The organism is Sphingomonas sp. Leaf32, from assembly GCF_001421765.1.
Classification (GTDB): domain Bacteria; phylum Pseudomonadota; class Alphaproteobacteria; order Sphingomonadales; family Sphingomonadaceae; genus Sphingomonas.
In genome coordinates, this window is record NZ_LMLA01000008.1 from 255453 (window position 1) to 275969 (window position 20517).

A 20517-nucleotide genomic window follows, 5' to 3' on the forward strand; every position below is an offset into this window, starting at 1 on the left:
GGTCCCGTCACCCGCGTTCGAACGTTGCCGTACCCGATATGCCTGCCTACACCCCTGCCGCAGGAGAAGGATACGCAATGGCCCGGCAACTGGAACGATTCCCCAATCTGGTCACCATGTTCTTCGCGCGCGCGGCCGAACGCGGCGATGCGCCGTTCCTGTGGAGCAAGCAGGGCGGGACATGGCAATCGATCAGCTGGGCGGAGGCGGCGCGACAGGTGGCGAGCCTCGCCACCGCGCTGACCGCAATCGGGTTGAAACGCGGCGACCGGGTGATGCTGGTGAGCGAAAACCGGCCGGAATGGTGCATCTCCGACCTGGCGATCATGGCGGCGGGCTGCGTGACGGTGCCGACCTATGTCACCAACACCGTGCGCGACCATGGCCATATCATCGAGAATTCGGGCGCCTGCGCGATCATCGTGTCGACCGAAAAGCTCGCGCGTACCGTCCTGCCCGCCGCGCTGCGCGCCACCCAGTCGTCGGAAAAGATCATCACGATCGAACGCATGCGCACCGCGCAGCAGGGCAGCCTGGAGTTCCACGACTGGCGCGAGCTGATCGCGCGGCATCCGGCCGACCCGGCGACCGTCGCGGCGCAGGCCGATTTCCGGCGCGAGGACCTGGCCTGCATCATCTACACCTCCGGCACCGGCGGCTCCCCGCGCGGCGTCATGCAGCATCACGGCGCGATCCTGCACAACGTCAACGGCTGCTGCACCGTCATCTCGGAGGATTTCGGCTGGGAGGACGAGGTGTTCCTGTCGTTCCTGCCCTTGAGCCACGCTTATGAACATACCGGGGGGCAGCATTTCCCGATCGGGCTGGGCGGGCAGATCTATTACAGCGAGGGCCTCGACAAGCTGGCGAGCAATATCGAGGAGGTCCGGCCGACGATCATGGTCGTCGTCCCTCGCCTGTTCGAAGTGCTGCGCACCCGCATCACCAAGGCGGTGCAGAAACAGGGCCGCGTCTCCTCATGGCTGCTCGACCGCGCGGTCGCGATCGGCAGCAAGGAGGGCGGCCCCACCCTGCTCGACCGGCCGAGCAAATTGCTGGTCGATACGCTGCTCAAGCCCAAGATCGGCAAGCGCTTCGGCGGACGGTTGAAGGCGATGGTGTCGGGCGGCGCGCCGCTCAACCCGGAGATCGGCGGCTTCTTCCAGTCGCTCGGCCTCACCTTCCTCCAGGGCTATGGCCAGACCGAGGCCGCGCCGGTCATCTCGTGCAATCGCCCGGCGGCGGGGATCAAAATGGACACGGTCGGCCCGCCGCTGGTCGATACCGAGGTCCGCATCGCCGAGGACGGCGAAATCCTGGTGCGCGGCGAACTGGTCATGCACGGCTATTGGCGCAACGAGGCGGAGACGGCGCGGGTCCTCAAAGACGGGTGGCTGCACACCGGCGACATCGGCGAGATCGACGCGAAGGGCCGCATCCGCATCACCGATCGCAAGAAGGACATCATCGTCAACGACAAGGGCGACAACGTCGCGCCGCAGAAGGTGGAGGGGATGCTGACCCTCCAGAACGAAATCGCGCAGGCGATGATCGCGGGCGACCGGCGGCCGTACATGGTCGCGGTGATCGTGCCCGATGCCGAATGGACCCAGCAATTCTGCGCGAAGGGCGGCGCGCGCTGCGACTTTGCCCGGCTGCGCGAGGACAGCGATTATCGCAGCGCGCTGGGCGCGGCGGTGGAGCGGGTGAACAAGGACCTGTCGGTCACCGAACGCATCCGCCGCTTCATCATCGCCGACGAACCCTTCACCATCGAGAACCAGCAACTCACCCCCAGCCTGAAGATCCGGCGGCATGTGTTGAAGGACGTGTATGGTGAGCGGCTGGACGCGCTGTACCGGGGGTGAAAAACTGGCTGTTCGTGTGCAGTCGCAACCGGCTGCGCAGCCCCACCGCCGAAACGATGTTCGGCGACCTGCCCGATGTCGAAACCGCGTCGGCGGGCACCAGCCCCGATGCCGACAATCCGCTGACCGGCGAATTGATCGACTGGGCCGACACCATCTTCGTCATGGAACGGGTGCATCGCACGCGGGTCCAGCGCCGCTTTCGCCGGCACCTGAACGGCAAGCGGATCGTGTGCCTTGATATACCGGACGATTATGCCTGCATGGACCCGGCGCTGATGGCTTTGCTGACAAAGCGGATGGCCCGGTTTCTGTAAAACGGGACGGCCAAAGTTCACGAAAGTCACACTCGCGCGGCATTCGCGGCGGAGGCGATCCGGTTCGTCGGCGGACAGTCGGCTTGACGGCTGAAAGAACAGGTCGGCGGTATCGCATGATGGTGATCGTGTAGGAAAGCAGGATCAGCGACCGAAGCATTCGTTAACCATGACACGCTAGCATCGGCGGCAGGCAATGGCTGGGGCAGCGTGATGATTCGCTCGATCGGAAATGACCAGACGACCGTTGGCACGCCCTCGTCCGGCACGCGGCCGGCGGCAACGCACTTTGCCGAGGTGTTCGGTTCGCTGACGGCGACCGACGCTACCGCTTCCCCGCCTTCCGTTACGACCCGTTCCTCATCGGCGGGCAATCACGCTTCCGCGGCGGAGGAAGCAACCGAATCCGCGACCCTGAAGGAGGCACTGGCCGCCTTCAAAAAGGAACTGTCGATGACCCCGGCGGAGCGGGTGCGCCGCGATGTGCTGAAGAGCATGGACCTGACCGAGGAAGCAATCGAGACGTTGCCGCCCAAGGAACAAGCCGAAGTCGAACAGAAGGTCGCGATGGAAGTCGCACGACGGATGAAGATCATGCAGGGTGGCGGCAGCGGCGTGGCGTCGTCGCCAACCAGCGTCGCAATGGCCTGAACAGGTTCCAGATCGATATGGTCGACGGGTTGGCCGCACGCTCGTCCGGAACGCCAAACGCGCGGGACCGAAGGCCGTAGCAAGCCCGCGACGATCCACCTTGTTTCATCGGGTGACGCGGCGGCGTTTGCCGACCGGGATGCCCGCAGGTCTATCGGACCGCCTCAACGCCAAACCCCATGGCATTTACGAAAGCATCAACGGCAGCAGTATAGGGCCGATCGACATTCAACCAGTCCGAGCGTGATCGCTGTACCGGTGTGACGATCGCTATGCATAGCTATTCATCGTTGAACTGACCCCACCGGTTCCCATATGGCCCGCTTCGAATGCTGCATCGCAGCAAGGAGTGTGCCTGTGACCCCGACCCGTAGCCCTGCCCTTGTCCACTTGGCGCTCGCGCTGGGTGGGTTCGCGATCGGGACGACCGAGTTCGCGACGATGAGCCTCGTGCCGTTCTTCGCCCCCGGCCTCGGCATCGACGAACCGACGGCGGGGCATGTCATCAGCGCCTATGCGCTGGGCGTGGTGGTCGGTGCGCCGCTGCTGGCGGTGATGACGGCGCGGATGGCGCGGCGGACGGTGCTGATCGCGCTGATGGCGTGTTTCGGCATCGCCAATGCGGCCAGCGCGCTGGCCCCGACCTATGAAGCGATGCTGGTTGCCCGGTTCTTCAGCGGGTTGCCGCATGGTGCCTATTTCGGGATCGCGGCGCTGGTCGCCGCGTCGCTGGTCCCGCCGGAAAAGCGGACGCAGGCGATCGGGCGGGTCATGCTGGGGCTGACGGTCGCGACCATCGTCGGCGTGCCGCTGGCCAATGCGCTGGGGCAGGCGCTGGGCTGGCGCTGGGGCTTCGGCGTGGTCGCGGTGCTGGCGGCGGCGACGATGGCGATGGTCGCGTGGGTCGCGCCGCGCGACCGGCCGGATCGCACCGCCAGCCCGCTGGCCGAACTGAACGTGCTGAAGTCGGGCCAGCTCTGGCTGACGCTAGGCATCGGGGCGATCGGTTTCGGCGGCATGTTCGCGGTCTATACCTATCTCGCCTCCACGCTGATCGAGGTGACCGGCGCGGCGCCCGCGATGGTGCCGGTGGTGCTGGCGGTGTTCGGGACCGGCATGACGGTCGGAAATCTGGTGGTGCCGCGCTTTGCCGACCGCGCGCTGATGCCGACTGCAGGGGGCCTGCTGTTGTGGAGCGCTGCCACGCTAGCGCTTTATCCGCTGGCGGCGGGGCAGCTTTGGTCGATGCTGGTCATCGTGTTCCTGATCGGGATCGGCGGGGCGCTGGGGACCGTGCTCCAGACACGGTTGATGGACATTGCGCACCATGGCCAGAGCCTGGCGGCGTCGCTCAACCATTCGGCGTTCAATACCGCCAATGCGATCGGGCCTTGGGCCGGCGGGCTGGCGATCGCGGCGGGCTATGGCTGGACGTCGACCGGGGTCGTCGGGGCCGGGCTGGCGCTGGGCGGGTTGGCGATCTGGGGGATCGCCGTGCTGGCTGGGGCGCCGGTTCGGCAGGCTGTCGAGGCGTAGGACGTAGAAGAAGGTAGGGGTTCGCGCGGAGGCGCGGAGACGCGGAGGAGGTTCCCCTCCGGCCGAAGCGCTCGTGAACGGGAGACCTCGCGCGACGGGATAGCCGGGTAGTGAGGCCGCTGACGCGGGGAACGCTGGCCCGAACGCAACCCCTCCGCGTCTCCGCGCCTCCGCGTGAACCCATTTCTTCTCTTTAGACAGTGAGGGCGCCCGCCACCGGTTCGTGTGCGGACACCCCCCTCCACCATCCTGCGGATGGTCCCCCTCCCCATACTGGGGAGGGTTTCAAGTTACTTCTTCTCCGGCAGTACCTGCATCGACCAGTCCTTGGCGGGGACCAGATACTTCGCGGCCAGTGCCTGCAGTTCCGCCGGAGTAGTGCCCCGGATGTCGTTGATGATGCCGGGGATCGCCGCCAGCCGCGCGGGATCGCGCGTGCCGCCCTGCGTCTGGTTCATCCAGAACATGTTGCCGCTCGACATGCGCGCGATCATCTGGATTACCGGCAGCTTGGCGCGGTCGAGTTCGTCGTCGGGCACCGGCGTCTTGACCAGATCGGCCGCCAGTTCGCGGGCGAGGTCGAAGAAGAAGCCGGTCTTGTCCGGCGGCACCATGCCGATCGCCATGATCCGCCCGCCGCCGGGCAGGCCGACCGGCCAGCCATTATCGACGTTCGGCGAATAGCTGACCCCGGCCTGGCTGCGCAGCCGGTCGAGCAGCCTGTCGCGGAACACCGCCGCCAGCACCTCAAGCTTGCGGCTTTCGGCAAGGCCCGCGCTGCCCGCACCGGTCGGCCACGCGATGGCCGCCGCCGCCTGGTTGGGCTGGCCGCTATGGGTCCGCGTGACCGGGCTGGCGACGTGCGCCGGAAAACGGACCGATGGCGGCGGGGTGGCGGCGGCAGGCCGCGGGGCCATCGCGCCGATAGTCGCCGCGACGGCGTCGATCGCCGGCTGCTGCTGCACGTCGCCGAACACCTGCACCTCGATCGGACCGGAGGCGAGCAGCGGCGCCCACAGCACCTTGAACGCCGCCGGGGTCAGCGCCTCGATCTCCTTGCGATCGGGCGTGCCCCAGCGCGGATCGTTGTCGTGGAGCAGCGCGTCGAGATCGCGCGCCATCACGCCATCGGGCGAGGCACCCAGCGCATCATAGCTGGCGAGCATCACCGCGCGGGCGCGGGCGACCGGCGCGGGGTCCCATGCCGGCGATTGCAGCTTGGCCGCGATCAGCTTGAGCTGGTCGGTCAGGTCGGCGGCGGTGGTGATGCCCGACAGGCTGAAGGCATCGTCGTCGATCCCGAACGACAGCCCGATCTGCCGCCCACCGGTCAGCCGGTCCAGCTCCTCCTGCCCCAGCACGCCCTTCGGCGTCTGGATACCCGATGCGACCAGCGCGAGGTCGGCGGCGAAGGCCGGGGTGCGGCGGTCGGCAGGGAGCGCGTTCAAGCCACGGCCGAAGCGGACGCGGACATAGACCTTGCCCGTCTCCGATTCATTGGGGAACAGCAGCAGCGACGAACCATTGGCGAAATCGACCCGCTCGACCGGCGGATCGCTCAGCGCCATGCTGCGTGCGGTGATCGTGCCCGGTTTCCCAAGCGGCGCCAGCCGGTCGAAGCCGATCGCCCCCTGCCCGCTACGCCGGCTCGCGCTGCCGGCGATCTTTTCCGACAGGGCGGCGGTCAGCTTGGCCTGTGCGGTCGGATCGGGAGTGCGGGTGTTGACGATGGCGCGGGTGGCGGTGCCGGCGAAGACCTTCTTCGTCGCCGCCTGCACGCGCGCGGGCGTGAAGAACTTCTTGGTCACCGCCCCTTCGAAGATACGCAGGGAGGTTTCGGGACCGGCGACGGTTTCGCGGATGTCGGTCGCGGAAATCAGGTTGTCGGCGAGCAGCGCGCCGGCCGTCACCGGGGCGGTGCGAACCTCATTCTCCATCCCCGCGCGGATTTCGGCGACCTCGCGGTCGATCTCCGCCTGGGTCGGCGGCGTGCGCATCGCATCGGCGATCGACTGGCGCACATCGCGCAGCGCCGCCGCCCAGTCGTCGCCCAGCGGCAGGATCGACAATTGGGTGATGTTGGCCGAGCGCGACACGTCGTCGAGGTTCGCACCCGCCGAGATATAGCTGCCCCCGGCCCGTGCGCGGCTTTCGAGGCGGCGGTTCAGGATGCGCAGCGCGATCTGGTCGATCATCCGATCCTGATTGAACAGGATCGTGTCGTCGCCGACCGTCCAGGGCCGCAGCACGGCCATCTGGAGCAGCGTCGGCATGGTCGGTTCGCTAACCACCGCCGCGACCGGCTCATTGGCCTTGGGCGCACCGAATTTCGGTTCGGCGGGCGACGGGCCATTGCCGGCCCAGGCCGAGAAATGCTTCTTCACCATCGCTTCGAGGATAGCGGGATCGGCGTCGCCCGCGATCACGATGATCGCGCGGTCGGGGCGATACCAGCGGTCGTGGAACGCCTTGACGCTGGCGGCGGTGGCGGCCTGCAGCGTATCGACATTGCCGATCGGCGAGCGGTCGGCCAGCGGCTGTCCGGCGAAGAACAGCGCGCGCACCGCATCGCCGAAGCGGACCTGCGGCCCTGGCTGTTCGCGCTGTTCGGACAGGACGACCGGCCGTTCGGCGTCGAGCGCGGCCTGCGTCAGCGTCGGTTCGGCCATCATCCCCGACAGGATCTTCATGCTCTCATCAAGGCCGGTCGGCGTCGCCGAGGGCAGGTCGAGCTTGTACACGGTCTGGGTAAAGCTGGTCGACGCATTGCTGTCGGAGCCGAAGGTTACGCCCAGACGCTGCCACACCCGCTTCGATTCGCCATCGGGGACATGGACCGATCCGCGGAAGGTCAGGTGTTCGATCAGATGCGCGAAGCCGCGCTCGCTGTCGGTTTCCATCAGCGATCCGGTGCCGATCGCGACCCGGATCGCCACCTGCCCCGGCGGCACGCCATTCTTGCGCACGGCATATTTCAGGCCATTGGACAGGACCCCGTACGTCCAGGTCCGGTCGGGCGGGATGTCGCTGCCCTTGAACAGCCACGGCGTGTCCGGCCCTTGCGCCACCGGTTGCAACGGCGGGAGCTGGCGAGCTGGTGCCGGAGAGGCAGGCGCAGGCGATGCGGGCGGGGTCTGCGCGGCAAGCGGCGCGGCGATCAGGGCCAGGGTCGAGAACGCGCCCATAGCCGGTCGGAACAGGGATGCCATGCGCGAGGGTGTAGCGTCGTTGCAACGCCTTCACCAGTATCGACAGCGGTTCGCAAATATAAAGGTCGGATAGGTGTGTCGTTCAGCGTTGGCTCAGGTGGGACGGATCGACCTTCGCGATCCTATCGTCACCCCGGACTTGTTCCGGGGTGACGAAGCGGAACTTGCGTTTTGGTCTCAACGCTCCTCGCGCCGCAGATACAGATAGGAATTGTCGAACTCGGCCAGCGCCATCAGCCCGGCCAGATCGTGGATCGTCACCCGGCGCCCACGGAAATCCATCAGCCCGCGCTCGCGCAGGTCACGCAGGGTGCGGTTGACATGGACCGGGGTCAGGCCGGTGCAGTCCGACAGGTCGGTCTGCGTCAGCGGCAGCGCGAAGCCGCTGTCGTCCGCCTCCCCGATCAGCCCCAGCCGGACGCGCAGTTCACAGACCAGATGGGCGATCTTCTGGATCGCGGTACGCCGGCCCAGCGACAATTCCCATTCGCGGTGGATCGCGGCGTCGAGCGCGGTCAGGAACCAGTAGACCCGCGCCAGATGCGGCTGCTTCTCGGTGATCTCGGTCAGCTTCGTATGTGGGACCAGCACGACCCGGCACGGCGTCAAGGTCATCACATTATGGTCGAGCTGCTTGAGCGAAAAACTGTGCAGGTCGAGAAAGTCGCCCGCGACATGCAGTTCGGTGATCTGCCGTTCACCGCCCGGCAAATCCTTGTACCGGCACATCAATCCTTCGAGCAGCAGCGTGCTGACGGTCAACCGCTGTCCCGCGCGGATGCAGGTATCATGCGCGGGCAGGTCGCGCACCTCACCCAGCGACGCCCGGATGACCTGTTCCTCCTCCAACGAAATCGTGTCGCGTGCGCGCAATTTCGCCAGATGCGTCTCGATCACCGGTAACAGCCCCTCTTGCAAGATCGTTACGCTGGTAGCGTACCACCGTTGCAGAGGCAACGCGGCCTGCCCGAACGGGAACGCAGCGTTTCTCCGCGCGCCCTTGATCCCCCGTGCCCATGCCGCCACATGGGCCACATGTTGATCGAAACCGAATCCACGCCCAATCCGGCCACGCTGAAGTTCCTGCCCGGGCAGGTCGTCATGGACGCGGGCACCCGCGACTTCGCATCGCCGGAAGAGGCCGAAGCCTCGCCGCTCGCCACGCAGCTGTTCGCGCTGGGCGATGTCGTCGGCGTGTTCTTCGGCCGCGATTTCGTGTCGGTGACCAAGGCACCGGGCAGCGAATGGGCCGACCTGAAGCCCGACGTGCTGGCGCTGATGCTCGACCATTTCGGCGGGCGTATGCCGCTGTTCCATGCCGTGGGCAGCGCCGGCTTCTCGGTCCCGGCGGAGGACAGCAGCTTCGTCGACAATCCCGAGGATGCCGACATCGTCGAACAGATCAAGGAACTGATCGAGACCCGCGTGCGCCCGGCGGTGGCGAATGACGGCGGCGACATCGTCTATCGCGGGTTCGACCAGGGCAAGGTCTATTTGCAGTTGCAGGGTGCCTGTTCGGGCTGCCCCTCGTCCAGCGCGACGCTGAAGAACGGTATCGAGCAGTTGCTCAAATATTATGTTCCCGAAGTCACGGAGGTTCGCGCAGTCTGATGCCCAAGCTCGACGATCAGGCGCTCGACACGCTGTTCCGCAGCGCGCGCACGTTCAACGCATACACCAACCAGCCGGTCGATGACGCCAAGCTGCACGCGATCTGGGACCTGCTGAAATGGGGGCCGACCAGCGCGAACCAGCTACCCGCGCGGATCGTATGGTGCACGTCGCAGGCGGCGAAGGACAAGCTGGCCGACTGCGCCAGCGGGACCAACCCCGACAAGATCCGCGCCGCCCCGGTGACAGCGATCATCGGCATGGACACCGAGTTTCACGAGCATCTGCCCGAACTGTTCCCGCACACCGATGCGAAGTCGTGGTTCGACGGCAATGCCGAATTGCGGCAGGCATCGGCGTTCCGCAATTCGTCGTTGCAGGGCGCGTATCTGATCCTCGCCGCCCGCGCGCTGGGCCTCGATACCGGGCCGATGTCGGGCTTCGATGCAGGGGCCGTGGACAAGGCGTTCTTTGCCGATACGCCGTCGGTCCATGCCAACTTCATCACGACGCTGGGCTATGGCGATCCCGCCAGCCTGCACCCGCGCTCGCCCCGCCCCGATTTCGCCAAGTTCAACCGGATCGCCTGACGCGGCCGTGCGAACGCTGGTGATCGAAACCGCCACCGCCGCCTGTTCGGTCGCGTTGATCGAGGACGGCATGGTGATCGCGCGCGATCATGTCGTCGTCGGGCGCGGCCATGCCGAACGGCTGGTGCCGATGATCGCCGGGTTGCCGGATCAGGGGCGCGCCGACGCGATCCTGGTCGATTGCGGTCCGGGCAGCTTCACCGGCGTCCGCGTCGGGCTGGCGGCGGCGCGGGGCCTCGGCATCGGCTGGGGCGTGCCGGTTGGCGGCTATTCTTCGCTGGCGCTGATCGCCGCCGCCGCGCTGAACGACCGGCCGGACGACACCATCGTCGCCGTGCTGGACGGCGGCCATGGCGAGGTGTTCCAGCAGGGGTTCGACGGCGCGCTGGTCGCCGATGGCCCGGCGGTGTCGCGCAAGCCGGCGGACGCGGTAGCGGTATTGGCGGGACGGCGGGTGGTCGGACAGGGGCTTGCCCGCCTGCGGACCGTCGACGATACCTTGCCCGCCTGCGACCGCCTGCCCGATGCCGCCGATGCGGTGCTGTTGCCGCCGGCGCAGGCCAGCCTGCCCCCCGCCCCGCTCTATGGCCGCGCGCCCGATGCGGTGCCGAGCGTCCGGGCATGACCGATACCCGCGTCGACGTCGCGCTGGCCGAAGGGACCGCCGCCGATGTCGGCGCGGTCGACCGGGTGATGCAGGCGGCGTTCGATCCGCGCTTCGGCGAAGCCTGGACGCCGGCACAGTGTCTGGGAATGCTGTCGCTGCCCGGGGTGTGGCTGACGCTGGCGCGTGCGGGTGATGCTCTTGTCGGTTTCGCGCTGACCCGCGCAGTCGCCGATGATGCCGAATTGCTGCTGATCGCGGTGCTGCCCGACCAGCGCGGCCATGGTATCGGCCGCGCCCTACTGCGACGCGCGATAGAGGAGGCCGGTACGCGCGGCGCGGCGCGGTTGTGCCTGGAGATGCGGGAGGACAACGATGCCACCCGGCTATACGTCGGCGAAGGTTTCACCAAATGCGGCGAGCGGCGCAACTATTATGCCGGCCGTGGCGGCGCGCGGTTCGACGCGCACACCTATATTCGGCCGATCCCACTCGAATAGACAAAGATGTTGTTTATATTGTTGCGGTGACCGCCAAGCCGGCCGATAGCGATACCGGCCTTTTTTTGTAGCGGCTGCGTAACGAGGGAAGATATGGAAATGGACGCGGAGCGCGACGGGACGCTGATCGCATTGACGGCGGACATCGTCGCCGCACATGTCGGCAACAACAATATCGACATGGCAGAAATCCCCGTGCTGATCCGCAGCGTGCACGGCGCGCTGGCGAGCCTCGGAACGGTGGAGGAGCCACCGGTGCAACGGGCGGAACCCGCCGTGCCGGTTCGGGCATCGATCAAGCCCGATTATATCGTCTGTCTGGAGGATGGGCGGAAGCTGAAGATGCTCAAGCGGCACCTGATGACTCATTACAACCTGACCCCCGAACAATATCGCGCCCGGTGGAACCTGCCGGCCGATTATCCGATGGTCGCGCCCAACTATGCCGAACAGCGCCGGACGCTGGCCAAGCAGATCGGACTTGGCACGCAACGCCGCACGGCATGATCCGGGCCGGGCGCGTTTAGCGGCTTTCGCTGACGCGCCCGGCACGCTAGAACGCGGGCAACCTTCTCCGGCTGGACGTACAGGAATACATGCCCCGCAAGATCGACCTCGAAGCGCTGTGTCACCAAAAGGGGCTGCGGATCACCGAGCAACGCCGCGTCATCGCGCGCGTGCTGTCCGAAGCCGACGACCATCCCGATGTCGAAAAGGTGTATGAGCGCGCGTCGACGATCGATCCGGGCATCTCGATCGCGACCGTGTATCGCACCGTGCGGCTGTTCGAAGAGGCCGGCATCCTCGACCGCCACGATTTCGGCGACGGCCGCGCGCGCTACGAACCCTCGCCCGAGGCGCATCACGACCACCTGATCGATGTCGAGAGCGGCCGGGTGATCGAATTCGTCGATCCCGAGCTGGAACTGCTGCAAAAGCAGATCGCGGAGCGGCTGGGCTTCCGCCTGGTCGACCACCGCATGGAACTCTACGGCGTCAGCCTCGACCGCAAGGATTGACGGCCGTGACGCTGCCCGCGCGGTTGCGGTTGATCGCACGGGCGGGTGGGATGCTGGCGGCGCTGATCGTCTATCTGATCCTGCATGGCAGTTGGCGGCTGATCGGGCGGCGTTCGCCGTGGCCACCGCGCTTCCTGGGGCGGATCGCGCACATCGTCGGCGTGCGGACCAAGATCGTCGGATCGCCCGTCCCGCGCGACGTCCTCTATCTCGCCAACCATCAGAGCTGGATCGACATTCTCGCCATCGCCGGGGCGAGCGGTAGCGCGTTCGTCGCCAAGGGCGAATTGCGCGACGCGCCGCTGGTCGGGTGGCTGTGTACGCTGAACCACACGCTGTTCGTCGATCGCGGCGACCGGCTGGGCGTTGCGCGGCAGATCGATACGCTGCGCCAGGCGCTGCTGGCCGATCATCCGGTGACGGTGTTTCCCGAAGGCACCACCGCGGCGCCGGGTGAGTTGCTGCCGTTCAAGGCGGCGCTGCTGGGCGCGATCGACCCGCCGCCGCCGGGACTGCGGGTGCAGCCGGTCTATTGCGACTATGGCGATGCGCGCGAAGTAGCGTGGTTGGGCGACGAACCGGGCACGACCAACGCCGCACGGGTATTGGCGCGGCCGGGCCGGATCGGGTTGACCATCCATTTCCTCGAACCGTTCGACCCGGCGGGCCTGGGGCGCAAGGCCGTCGCGACCCGTGCGCGGGATGCGATCGCGGCGGCGATGGCCAGTACTGCCCATCGCACGTCAACTCGAACCGTTCGTCCTGAGTAGCCGCTGAGCCTGTCGAAGCGGCGTATCGAAGGACCGTTGCCACAGGTGCTTCGATCGGGTCTTCGACTTCGCTCAGCCCCTACTCAGCAGCACGAACGGACGGGGCGTTATTCGCTGAATTCGCCCATCGTTACCCGCCGGCCAAGCAGAAACGCGTCGTTGACGTGGACGAAGGGCGACAGGTCCACATCGCTGGTCCGGTCGCGCAGGCATTCGGCGAAGCGGCGATAGAGCCGGGCATATTCGGGTTCGTCGCCAACATCGACCGCCACCCCATCCACCGCCATCTGCGACGCGCCCATCGACAGCTTCAGATGGCCGTCATCGGTTTCGACATCGATGTCCCAAGTCTGCGGTCCGGTCTGGTCGAAATCGAATTCGACGCGGACCGGGACGCCAGCCGTATCGGTGAAGTCGAGATCGGCGGCGATCGGCGCATCGCGGTTTGACGGAAAACGCAACTCGGCCGTGTCGAGCAGTAACGGGCGCGGCAGGATGCGGGTGATGACCGACAGCGCATTGATGCCGGGGTCGAACACGCCGATGCCCGGTTCCCAAATCCATGCCTGCCCCGGATGCCAGACGCGGACATTCTCTTTCCAGTTGACCGCGACGCGGCGGATATTGCGCTGCGTCAGCCATTGCCGCGCCGGCTCCACTGCTGCCGCCTCGCGCGAATGCCACGTCGCGAACAGGACCCGCCGTGCGCGTTCGGCGGCGCGGGCGAACGCCTGCGCTTCGGACAGGGTGGCGGCCGGCGGCTTTTCGATCATGACGTCGAGGCCGTGGTCGAGCGCTTGGCGGATCAGCGACAGCCGCCCGCGCGGCGGCGTGCAGATCGAAATCGCCTGCACGTCCGGCATCGCCGCCATCATGTCGTCGATCGTCTTGAAGCCGGGTACGCCATCGGGCGGCGTATGGCCGGTGACGGCGGCGACAAGCTCGAAGTCCGGGCTGGCGGCGATGTGCGGGATATGCTGGTCGCGCGCGATCTTGCCGATGCCGGCCAGCGCGATACGGGTCGGGGAAGCCAACGTCATTCTCTCCTGCCGGTTATTTGTCCGACTTATCAAGCCGGCCACGCCCCCGCAAGCGGCGCGTCAGATTCCGTCGGCAACCACATCATGCCCGGAGGCGCGCAGCCGCCCGGCCAGGTCGGCAAGACAGGTGTCGACCAGCGCCGGATCGGTCGCGCGCACGACGAAATTGGCGCCGGTGCGGCCTTCGCGGAAAAATGGATAGCTACCGATCGCCACACCGTCATGCGCCCGCTCGACCTCGCGCAGTGTGCCTGCGACCTCGCTCTCGCCGACCCAGCAGCCGATCGTTCCGGAGACGACCGGCAGGCCACCCTCCAGCGTACCGGTCAGGCTGTCGAGCATCGCCGCCGCGATATGGGGCACGCCGGCCATGACGAAGATGTTGCCGATATGGATGCCCGGCGCGCCCGACATGCGGTTCTCGATCAGCTCGCCCCCTTCCGGCACCCGCGCCATGCGCAGGCGGGCGTCGGTCAGCCCGCCGCGCGTTTCGTAATAGGCTTCGAGGATCGCGCGGGCGCGGGGATGGACGATTACCGGCACGCCCAGCGCCGCCGCGATCGAATCAACGGTGATGTCGTCATGCGTCGGCCCGATGCCGCCGGTGGTGAACAGATAGTCGTTGCGCGCGCGCAAGCTGTTCACCGCCTCCACGATCGCTTCCTCGCGGTCGGCGACGACGCGCACTTCCGACAGGCGGATGCCCTGGACGTTCAGCCACGTCGCCAGTTGCGCGACATTCCTGTCCTGCGTCCGGCCGGAGAGGATTTCATCCCCGATGACGAGCAGGGCGGCGGTCCAGATGCGGTCGGTCATGCCTTCGCATAGCGTGGGCACGCGCCCTCGCCTAGCGCCCGATCCTTGCCTATATGGGCATGATGACCGACTATCAGACCGTCACCGCCGATATGCCGCTCGCCCGGACCGGCGCAATCAAGCTGCACGATGCCGCCGGATTCGAAGGGATGCGCCGTGCCGGCCGCCTCGCCGCGCATATCCTCGACGAAATCACGCCGCATGTCGTGCCGGGCGTCACCACCGCCGAGCTGGACGCGATCATCTTTGGCCTGATGCGCGAGGGCGACGCCGTGCCCGCCACGCTCGGCTATCGCGGCTATGCCCATTCGACCTGCATCTCGATCAACCATGTCGTGTGCCACGGCATCCCGTCGGACCGGACGCTCAAGGACGGCGACATCGCCAATATCGACGTGACGCCGCTGCTCGACGGCTGGCACGGCGATAGTAGCCGCACCTATCTGGTCGGCAATGTTCCGATCAAGGCGCGCAAGCTGGTCGACGTGACCTATGAATGCCTGATGCTCGGCATCGAACAGGCGAAGCCGGGCAACCGGATGGGCGACGTGGCGCACGCGATCCAGCGCCATGCCGAGGCGCATCGCTATGGCGTCGTCCGCGATTTCTGTGGCCATGGCCTGGGCCAGTTGTTCCACGACGCGCCCGAGGTGATCCATGCAGGCCGTCCCGGCACCGGGCCGGAGCTGCGGCCCGGCATGTTCTTCACCATCGAACCGATGATTAATATCGGCCGGCCCGACGTGAAGATGCTCGACGATGGCTGGACGGCGGTCACGCGCGACCGGTCGCTGTCGGCGCAGTTCGAGCATTCGATCGGCATCACCGAAGACGGGTGCGAAATCTTTACGCTCAGTCCCAAGGGCCTCACCAGGCCGCCGTATCTGTAACCGAGTCGAAACAGACGTCATCCCAGCGCAGGCTGGGATCTCCCCGTGGCAGCACGCAGCACCTACCACCGGGATGCCCCAGCCTGCGCTAGGGCGACGCTGGCGGCTTGGCAGGACGACCCCGCTCCTGCCCAAAAAACCAGCACCCTGCCCCTTCGCTGGGCAATATCGACAGCCCCGGTCAAATCCCCGATGATCGTATCCAAGGCGAATCGCCGGTTGGCACGGTAATTGTTTAACGGGATGCTAACGACCCGTCCGGGTCGTCACGTCCGAGGGGATCGGCAGGGCGCATGAAGAAGATCGAGGCCATCATCAAGCCGTTCAAGCTGGATGAGGTAAAGGAAGCGCTGCACGAAGTCGGCGTCAGCGGCATCACCGTGACCGAAGCCAAGGGGTTCGGCCGGCAGAAGGGACACACCGAACTGTATCGCGGCGCGGAATATGTCGTCGACTTTCTGCCGAAGGTGAAGCTGGAAGTGGTGGTCGAGGACGGCCTAGCCGAGCGTGTGGTCGAGGCGATCGCGGCGGCGGCACAGACCGGCCGCATCGGCGACGGAAAGATTTTCGTCATTCCGGTCGAGACCGCCTTGCGCATTCGCACCGGTGAGCGCAACGACGACGCGATCTGACGCAACGCAGCATTATTTCGAATCATGGGGCGTTCCGGGGCGTTTGATTGCGCCGGAGCGTGGGGTTTAATCCAGAAAGGGCAGTTTCCGATGGCTACTACCGCCAGCACCATCCTGAAGCGGATCAAGGACGAAGAGATCGAGTGGATCGACCTTCGCTTCACCGATCCCAAGGGCAAGTGGCAGCACCTGACCATGGTCGCGTCGATCCTGGGCGATGACGAGCTGACCGACGGCCTGATGTTCGACGGTTCGTCGATCGAGGGCTGGAAGGCGATCAACGAATCGGACATGGTGCTGAAGCCCGATCTGGACGCAGTGTATACCGATCCGTTCTCGGCCACCCCGATGCTGGTCATCTTCTGCGACGTGGTCGAGCCGTCGACCGGCGAACTCTATGCCCGCGACCCGCGTTCGACCGCGAAGCGCGCCGAGGCGTATCTGAAGACCACCGGCATCGGCGACACCGTCTATGTCGGGCCGGAAGCCGAATTCTTCATGTTCGACGATGTCCGGTTCGAAAACAGCTATTCGACCAGCTATTACAAGATCGACGACATCGAACTGCCGGGCAATTCGGGTCGCGAATATGAAGCCGGCAACATGGGCCACCGCCCGCGCGCCAAGGGCGGCTACTTCCCGGTCGCGCCGGTCGACAGCGCCGTCGACATCCGTGGCGAAATGGTCACCACGATGCTCGAGATGGGCCTGCCCTGCGACAAGCATCACCACGAAGTCGCCGCCGCGCAGCACGAGCTGGGCCTGACCTTCGGCACGCTGACCACGACCGCCGACCGGATGCAGATCTACAAGTATGTCGTGCATCAGGTTGCGCACGCCTATGGCAAGACCGCGACGTTCATGCCGAAGCCGATCAAGGAAGATAACGGCTCGGGGATGCACACCCACTTCTCGATCTGGAACGGCGGCAACCCGCTGTTCGCCGGCGACGGCTATGCCGGCCTGTCGGACATGTGCCTGTATTTCATCGGCGGTATCATCAAGCACGCCAAGTCGGTGAACGCCTTCACCAACCCGACAACCAACAGCTACAAGCGCCTGGTCCCGGGCTATGAAGCGCCGGTGCTGCTCGCCTATTCGGCGCGCAACCGGTCGGCGTCGTGCCGCATCCCGTACGGCACCGGTCCGAAGTCGAAGCGCGTCGAAGTCCGCTTCCCCGACGCGATGGCCAACCCCTATCTCGCCTATGCGGCACTGATGATGGCCGGTCTCGACGGCATCCAGAACAAGATCCATCCGGGCGAGGCGATGGACAAGAACCTGTACGACCTGCCGCCGGCAGAACTCGCGCAGGTCCCGACCGTCTGCGGTTCGCTCCGCGAAGCGCTCGACAGCCTCGAAGCCGATCACGACTATCTGCTGAAGGGCGACGTGTTCTCGAAGGACCAGATCGAGGCCTATGTCGAGATCAAGCGCGGCGAAGTGGCACGGTGGGAAATGACCCCGAGCCCGGTCGAGTATGATATGTACTACAGCGCGTAAGGTTGCCGTGCCGGCAACCGGTGGCACGCAAGCGTGCCACAGTCGCTGTCGGCCGGCCTCGCCGAACCGGCGAGGACCGACGACGTGGCTTCGCCACGTCGCGCTGAGGTTGGAGAAAGGCGTCGGGCGCATGTCCCGGCGCCTTTTTTTCTTAAGCATTGGGCAAATGGCGGGATACCCCCTTCCCTCCACACCAACGTCGTCCCAGCGCAGGCTGGGATCTCCTTGTGGAAGCTCACCGCATCAGCCACAAAAGGCCCCAGCCTTCGGTGAGGTGGTGATAGGGTGACGGGACGTCTCGCTATACGCCGTTGCGCCGGTCCGGTCGCGGCCGAGTTTCTCGCGACTGCACTAACTTCAACAGAGCCTTGCGCCGGGGTACTCCTTACGTACGGCGACTGAGAAGAAGAAGCGGGACCCCGGATCAAGTCCGGGGTGACGGGTGGGGTAGGTATAGCGAACAACACCAGCGGCGTCCGCGACGGAACCGAACGCCCCATCGCCTGCCACACAAACGTCACATCCCCATGGTCAAGAACCAGCAACCACCCGCCACAGGAATCGCCGCCCATGACCGTCCTCCTCGACCGCCGCACCTTGCTCGGCGGATTCGCTCTCGGCGCCGCCACCCTGTCGGTCGCGCCGGTGCAGGCGCGCGGCGGCAAAGGGTGCACCTTTGCGGTATTGGGCGACTGGGGCCGCGATACGCCCGAACAGCATCACGTCGCCGCGGCGATGGGCCGCACCGCAGCGGCAGCGCAGAGCGATTTCGTGCTGGCGATCGGCGACAATTTCTACAGCGACGGCGTGACCTCCATCGATGATCCGCTGTGGCAGTCGGTGTTCGAGGGCGTCTATACCCACCCCGCCTTGCAGGTGCCGTGGTATGCGCTGCTCGGCAATCACGACTATCGCGGCAATCCGCAGGCACAGATCGACTATGCGAAACGCAGCAAAAGGTGGCGGATGCCGGCGCGCTATTATCAGGTCGCCGACGCGTCGCTCGCGCGGGCGGATACGGAATTATTCGCGATCGACACCTCGCCCTTCGTCGAGCGCTATCGCACCAATGACGGCATGATCGGCAGCAACACCCGGTCGCAGGATACCGCCAAGCAACTCGCGTGGCTGGACCATGCGCTGTCGCAGTCGCAGGCGAAGTGGAAGATCGTGACCGGCCACCATCCGATCCGGTCGGGCGGCAGCGGCCATGGCGACCAGCCGGAGATCATCGCGCAGGTGCTGCCGATCCTGAACCGGTACGGCGTACAAGCTTATATCGCCGGTCACGACCATGACCTGCAGCATATCCGCCGTGACGGCATCGACATGATCCAGTGTGGCGGCGGCATGGAAGCACGCCCGGTCGCGGCGGTCGAGGGCACCCGCTTCTGCCGCGCGGCCGCCGGGTTCGGCATGGTGCAGATCGCAGGCGACCTGTTGTCGTTCGACCTGCGCGACGAACGCGGGGCCAGCCTCTACAACGCGTCGATCCCGGTCCGCGCCCGCGTTACGGCATGACCGGCGGCATATAGGGCAGCGTAAAGGCCAGCGCCCAGAGCAGGAACAGCACCAGCGGCAGGTGGACAACCAGCTGGAGGAAGCTGAACCCGACGATGTCGCGCGCCTTCAGCCCAAGGATGCCGAGCAACGGCAGCATCCAGAACGGGTTGATGAGGTTCGGCAGCGCTTCGGACGCGTTATAGATCTGCACCGCCCAGCCGAGATGGACTTGCAGGTCGTTCGCCGCCTGCATGACATAGGGCGCCTCCAGCAGCCATTTGCCGCCGCCCGAGGGGATGAAGAAGCCGAGGATCGCCGAATAGACACCCATTGTGAGCGGAAACGTCTCGGTCGTGTTCAGCGAGACGAAGGCATGGGCGACGACGTCGGACAGGGTCGATCCGTCGGCGCTTTTCGCGGTCGTCATCATCGCGGCGATCGCGGCGTAGAAGGGATATTGGATCAGGATGCCGGCGGTCGACGGCACCGACCGGGCCAACGCGTTCAGGAAACGCCTGGGCCGCCAATGCAGCACCAGCCCGGCCATCAGGAACAGGAAATTATAGGTGTTGAGGTTGGAGATGGCGATCATCCACGACTGCCGCGCAAACTCCTGCAGCAGCCAGCCGGCCGCCAGCAGCCCGATGAGCACGGTCAGCAGCGGGGCATGTTCCAGCCATTCGCCGGGCTGGGTCCGGGGCGGCAGGGCGTCGTCCTGGCGCGCGGGATCGATCCCCATGTCCTGCGCCGTCACCGCGGTGTCGCGACCGGGGGCCGACGCGATCGCGATCACCGTCGACACGATCACCAGGATCGCGGCGATCAGCATCGATTGCCACAGGAAGATCGTCTGGCTGAACGGGATGACGCCAGTGATCGGCAACAGCCCGGGCGGCAGGCTGGCCGGGTTCGCCTGTAGCTGGGCCGAGGAGGATGACAGCCCCATCGCCCAGGTCGCGCCGAGACCCAGATAGGCCGCCGCTCCGCCTGCGCGGTAATCCATCCGCAATTCGGTCCGCCGCGCCAGGGCGCGGGTCAGCAGGCCGCCGAAGATCAGGCTCAACCCCCAGCTCAGCAGCGAGGACAGCATCGTCGCGATGGCGATCAGGCCGATCGCCCCGCGCCCGCTGTTCGGGATCAGCGCCAGACGGTCGATCAGCCGCTGCATCGGTGCCGAGGTCGCGACGACATAGCCGCCGATCGTCACGAACGCCATCTGCATGGTGAACGGGATCAGCGTCCAGAAGCCGTCGCCGAAGCTCCTGGTCACGGCCGCGACCGGCGCACCATGGGCCAGCACCGCGACCGCGACGACGACGACCGCCAGCGCCACGAACACGAACGCGTCGGGAAACCAGCGTTCGGCCCAGGCGGTGAAGCGCAGCGCGATCCGGGCGAGGCGTCCATCAACGGCAGGGGCAGCAGCGGGCATCGGCGTCTCCGGTGGTTCGGACGTTA

Annotated in this window: 20 protein-coding genes; 15 read left to right on the forward strand and 5 right to left on the reverse strand. The window is 66.3% G+C overall.

What is annotated here, in order from left to right; genetic code table 11:
• The first annotated feature begins 77 nt into the window (after positions 1 to 77).
• The 4 genes from ASE83_RS11715 to ASE83_RS11730 all read left to right on the forward strand — a co-directional run bounded on the left by ASE83_RS11715 (position 78) and on the right by ASE83_RS11730 (position 4372).
• The gene (locus ASE83_RS11715) at positions 78 to 1868 is read left to right on the forward strand and encodes an AMP-dependent synthetase/ligase (protein WP_055789951.1); all 1791 of its coding nucleotides are present in this window, start codon (positions 78 to 80) and stop codon (positions 1866 to 1868) included.
• Positions 1865 to 2185, forward strand: a complete 321-nt coding sequence (locus ASE83_RS11720) for a low molecular weight protein tyrosine phosphatase family protein (protein ID WP_055789954.1) — start codon at positions 1865 to 1867, stop codon at positions 2183 to 2185. The genes ASE83_RS11715 and ASE83_RS11720 overlap by 4 nt, the downstream gene beginning before the upstream one ends.
• Positions 2186 to 2398: 213 nt before the next feature.
• Positions 2399 to 2836, forward strand: coding sequence for a hypothetical protein (locus tag ASE83_RS11725; protein ID WP_055789957.1), 438 nt, complete (start codon positions 2399 to 2401; stop codon positions 2834 to 2836).
• A 315-nt stretch (positions 2837 to 3151) separates the two neighbouring features.
• On the forward strand, positions 3152 to 4372 hold the full coding sequence (locus ASE83_RS11730) for an MFS transporter (RefSeq protein ID WP_055789960.1): 1221 nt from the start codon (positions 3152 to 3154) through the stop codon (positions 4370 to 4372).
• Between the two features lie 290 nt (positions 4373 to 4662).
• Here the strand turns inward: ASE83_RS11730 and ASE83_RS11735 are convergent, their stop codons facing one another.
• Positions 4663 to 7581 carry a M16 family metallopeptidase gene (locus tag ASE83_RS11735; protein WP_235513227.1) on the reverse strand — a complete coding sequence of 973 codons (2919 nt, stop codon included), beginning with the start codon at positions 7579 to 7581 and terminating at the stop codon, positions 4663 to 4665.
• A gap of 177 nt (positions 7582 to 7758) precedes the next feature.
• Positions 7759 to 8478, reverse strand: a complete 720-nt coding sequence (locus tag ASE83_RS11740; RefSeq protein WP_055789963.1) for a Crp/Fnr family transcriptional regulator — start codon at positions 8476 to 8478, stop codon at positions 7759 to 7761.
• A 138-nt stretch (positions 8479 to 8616) separates the two neighbouring features.
• On the opposite strand from ASE83_RS11740, the gene ASE83_RS11745 reads away from it, so the two are divergent.
• The 7 genes from ASE83_RS11745 (at position 8617) to ASE83_RS11775 (ending at position 12675) form a co-directional block, all read left to right on the forward strand.
• On the forward strand, positions 8617 to 9192 hold the full coding sequence (locus ASE83_RS11745) for a NifU family protein (protein WP_055790278.1): 576 nt from the start codon (positions 8617 to 8619) through the stop codon (positions 9190 to 9192).
• Entirely contained in the window at positions 9192 to 9782 is a 591-nt protein-coding gene (locus tag ASE83_RS11750) for a malonic semialdehyde reductase (protein WP_055789967.1), read from the forward strand. The genes ASE83_RS11745 and ASE83_RS11750 overlap by 1 nt, the downstream gene beginning before the upstream one ends.
• A 7-nt stretch (positions 9783 to 9789) precedes the next feature.
• Complete coding sequence (tsaB, locus tag ASE83_RS11755) at positions 9790 to 10407, forward strand: tRNA (adenosine(37)-N6)-threonylcarbamoyltransferase complex dimerization subunit type 1 TsaB (protein WP_055789970.1); 618 nt, start codon at positions 9790 to 9792, stop codon at positions 10405 to 10407.
• Positions 10404 to 10886, forward strand: a complete 483-nt coding sequence (gene rimI, locus ASE83_RS11760) for a ribosomal protein S18-alanine N-acetyltransferase (protein WP_055789972.1) — start codon at positions 10404 to 10406, stop codon at positions 10884 to 10886. The genes tsaB and rimI overlap by 4 nt, the downstream gene beginning before the upstream one ends.
• A 93-nt stretch (positions 10887 to 10979) precedes the next feature.
• A complete protein-coding gene (locus tag ASE83_RS11765) occupies positions 10980 to 11393 on the forward strand; it encodes a MucR family transcriptional regulator (RefSeq protein ID WP_055789974.1) in 414 nt (137 codons plus the stop codon).
• Positions 11394 to 11482: 89 nt separating this feature from the next.
• Entirely contained in the window at positions 11483 to 11905 is a 423-nt protein-coding gene (locus ASE83_RS11770) for a Fur family transcriptional regulator (RefSeq protein WP_055759600.1), read from the forward strand.
• A 5-nt stretch (positions 11906 to 11910) separates the two neighbouring features.
• Positions 11911 to 12675 carry a lysophospholipid acyltransferase family protein gene (locus tag ASE83_RS11775; protein WP_235513228.1) on the forward strand — a complete coding sequence of 255 codons (765 nt, stop codon included), beginning with the start codon at positions 11911 to 11913 and terminating at the stop codon, positions 12673 to 12675.
• 107 nt (positions 12676 to 12782) lie between these two features.
• On the opposite strand, the gene ASE83_RS11780 is transcribed toward ASE83_RS11775, so the two are convergent.
• Positions 12783 to 13715: a Gfo/Idh/MocA family protein gene (locus ASE83_RS11780; protein WP_055789978.1), complete on the reverse strand. Its 933-nt coding sequence runs from the start codon at positions 13713 to 13715 to the stop codon at positions 12783 to 12785.
• A 60-nt stretch (positions 13716 to 13775) separates the two neighbouring features.
• A complete protein-coding gene (locus ASE83_RS11785; RefSeq protein WP_055789981.1) occupies positions 13776 to 14531 on the reverse strand; it encodes a competence/damage-inducible protein A in 756 nt (251 codons plus the stop codon).
• A 62-nt stretch (positions 14532 to 14593) separates the two neighbouring features.
• On the opposite strand from ASE83_RS11785, the gene map reads away from it, so the two are divergent.
• The 4 genes from map (at position 14594) to ASE83_RS11805 (ending at position 19077) form a co-directional block, all read left to right on the forward strand.
• Positions 14594 to 15421 (forward strand): type I methionyl aminopeptidase, encoded by an 828-nt coding sequence (gene map / locus ASE83_RS11790; protein WP_055790285.1) that lies wholly within the window; start codon positions 14594 to 14596, stop codon positions 15419 to 15421.
• 293 nt (positions 15422 to 15714) lie between these two features.
• On the forward strand, positions 15715 to 16053 hold the full coding sequence (locus ASE83_RS11795; RefSeq protein WP_055759592.1) for a P-II family nitrogen regulator: 339 nt from the start codon (positions 15715 to 15717) through the stop codon (positions 16051 to 16053).
• A gap of 90 nt (positions 16054 to 16143) precedes the next feature.
• Positions 16144 to 17556 carry a type I glutamate--ammonia ligase gene (gene glnA, locus ASE83_RS11800; RefSeq protein WP_055789983.1) on the forward strand — a complete coding sequence of 471 codons (1413 nt, stop codon included), beginning with the start codon at positions 16144 to 16146 and terminating at the stop codon, positions 17554 to 17556.
• A 570-nt stretch (positions 17557 to 18126) separates the two neighbouring features.
• A complete protein-coding gene (locus tag ASE83_RS11805; protein WP_055789985.1) occupies positions 18127 to 19077 on the forward strand; it encodes a metallophosphoesterase in 951 nt (316 codons plus the stop codon).
• Here the strand turns inward: ASE83_RS11805 and ASE83_RS11810 are convergent.
• A complete protein-coding gene (locus ASE83_RS11810) occupies positions 19067 to 20491 on the reverse strand; it encodes a short-chain fatty acid transporter (protein WP_055789988.1) in 1425 nt (474 codons plus the stop codon). The two genes, ASE83_RS11805 and ASE83_RS11810, sit on opposite strands and share 11 nt — an antisense overlap.
• Positions 20492 to 20517: the final 26 nt, after the last annotated feature.

What these genes read in the sequence shown, in the direction of transcription:
- ASE83_RS11750 (WP_055789967.1), top strand. Translation starts at nt 9,192, where the DNA reads ATGCCCAAGCTCGACGATCAGGCGCTCGACACGCTGTTCCGCAGCGCG.
- ASE83_RS11785 (WP_055789981.1), bottom strand. Translation starts at nt 14,531, where the DNA reads ATGACCGACCGCATCTGGACCGCCGCCCTGCTCGTCATCGGGGATGAA.
- ASE83_RS11725 (WP_055789957.1), top strand. Translation starts at nt 2,399, where the DNA reads ATGATTCGCTCGATCGGAAATGACCAGACGACCGTTGGCACGCCCTCG.
- ASE83_RS11745 (WP_055790278.1), top strand. Translation starts at nt 8,617, where the DNA reads ATGTTGATCGAAACCGAATCCACGCCCAATCCGGCCACGCTGAAGTTC.
- ASE83_RS11780 (WP_055789978.1), bottom strand. Translation starts at nt 13,715, where the DNA reads ATGACGTTGGCTTCCCCGACCCGTATCGCGCTGGCCGGCATCGGCAAG.
- ASE83_RS11810 (WP_055789988.1), bottom strand. Translation starts at nt 20,491, where the DNA reads ATGCCCGCTGCTGCCCCTGCCGTTGATGGACGCCTCGCCCGGATCGCG.
- glnA (WP_055789983.1), top strand. Translation starts at nt 16,144, where the DNA reads ATGGCTACTACCGCCAGCACCATCCTGAAGCGGATCAAGGACGAAGAG.
- ASE83_RS11795 (WP_055759592.1), top strand. Translation starts at nt 15,715, where the DNA reads ATGAAGAAGATCGAGGCCATCATCAAGCCGTTCAAGCTGGATGAGGTA.
- ASE83_RS11805 (WP_055789985.1), top strand. Translation starts at nt 18,127, where the DNA reads ATGACCGTCCTCCTCGACCGCCGCACCTTGCTCGGCGGATTCGCTCTC.
- ASE83_RS11770 (WP_055759600.1), top strand. Translation starts at nt 11,483, where the DNA reads ATGCCCCGCAAGATCGACCTCGAAGCGCTGTGTCACCAAAAGGGGCTG.
- ASE83_RS11735 (WP_235513227.1), bottom strand. Translation starts at nt 7,581, where the DNA reads ATGGCATCCCTGTTCCGACCGGCTATGGGCGCGTTCTCGACCCTGGCC.
- rimI (WP_055789972.1), top strand. Translation starts at nt 10,404, where the DNA reads ATGACCGATACCCGCGTCGACGTCGCGCTGGCCGAAGGGACCGCCGCC.
- ASE83_RS11730 (WP_055789960.1), top strand. Translation starts at nt 3,152, where the DNA reads ATGGCCCGCTTCGAATGCTGCATCGCAGCAAGGAGTGTGCCTGTGACC.
- map (WP_055790285.1), top strand. Translation starts at nt 14,594, where the DNA reads ATGACCGACTATCAGACCGTCACCGCCGATATGCCGCTCGCCCGGACC.
- ASE83_RS11715 (WP_055789951.1), top strand. Translation starts at nt 78, where the DNA reads ATGGCCCGGCAACTGGAACGATTCCCCAATCTGGTCACCATGTTCTTC.
- ASE83_RS11765 (WP_055789974.1), top strand. Translation starts at nt 10,980, where the DNA reads ATGGAAATGGACGCGGAGCGCGACGGGACGCTGATCGCATTGACGGCG.